The 831-nt window shown below is 46.7% G+C and carries 1 protein-coding gene; it reads right to left on the reverse strand.

Annotated elements, in window-relative coordinates:
• Positions 1 to 68: 68 nt before the first annotated feature.
• Positions 69 to 800 (reverse strand): RNA-dependent RNA polymerase family protein, encoded by a 732-nt coding sequence (locus tag D9R14_RS23000; RefSeq protein ID WP_147453090.1) that lies wholly within the window; start codon positions 798 to 800, stop codon positions 69 to 71.
• Between the last annotated feature and the right edge of the window lie 31 nt (positions 801 to 831).

An 831-nucleotide genomic window follows, 5' to 3' on the forward strand; every position in this document is an offset into this window, starting at 1 on the left:
CGTCATCTAGTTTATCCTCTCACTATCGCTCTCCATTCGCTTCTGTCTCTAGCACGCTCCTTTGCTTCCTAAACCGTGAAACCCTTCTCATTCAGGGCTCTCTTCACTCCATCCATCCATCTAAACCTCGGCCTCCCTCTTGGTCTTTCCCCTTCTACCTGATAATTCATTGTTTTTCTCACCACACGCTCATCGTTCATTCTTTCCATATGTCCAAACCACCTCAGTACCCGCCCATCCACTCTCTCCGCCAACTCTCTTCTCTCAACTTTTCTCCGTCTCACCTCTTCATTTCTCACTCTGTCCCTATGTTTCACTCCAACCATATTTCTCAAATACTTCATTTCAAACACATTTAATTTCCGCCTTTCTGCCTCCCTCAATCCCCACGTTTCCGACCCATACAACACAGTAGGTACAATCACGCCTTCATAGAACGCTCTCTTCGCATCCATGCCTAGACTTCTACACCCCATAACCATCTTGCACGCACCTAGCACCTTACACATTTCATTTACTCTATGATACACTTCCACTTCTGAAGCCTCATCTACCGCCACTTTCGACCCCAAGTACTTAAACTCCTCCACCTCCTCAAGCATTTTTCCATTCAACATCACATTCATTCCACCAGTGCCTCCATCCCTTGTACACATCATTACTTGATTCCTACCTACATTCACCCTCAGCTTCCTCCTTTCACACACCCTCCCACACTCTACTACTCGCTCCCTCAGTTTCTCTTCTGAATCCGCCACCAGCGCCGTATCACCCGCAAATAGTAACTGATAAATCTGCAACCTCGCACCATTTCCTCAAAACATATCTACG

The sequence above is a fragment of the Xanthobacter tagetidis genome (assembly GCF_003667445.1).
In the GTDB taxonomy this organism is placed as follows: domain Bacteria; phylum Pseudomonadota; class Alphaproteobacteria; order Rhizobiales; family Xanthobacteraceae; genus Xanthobacter; species Xanthobacter tagetidis.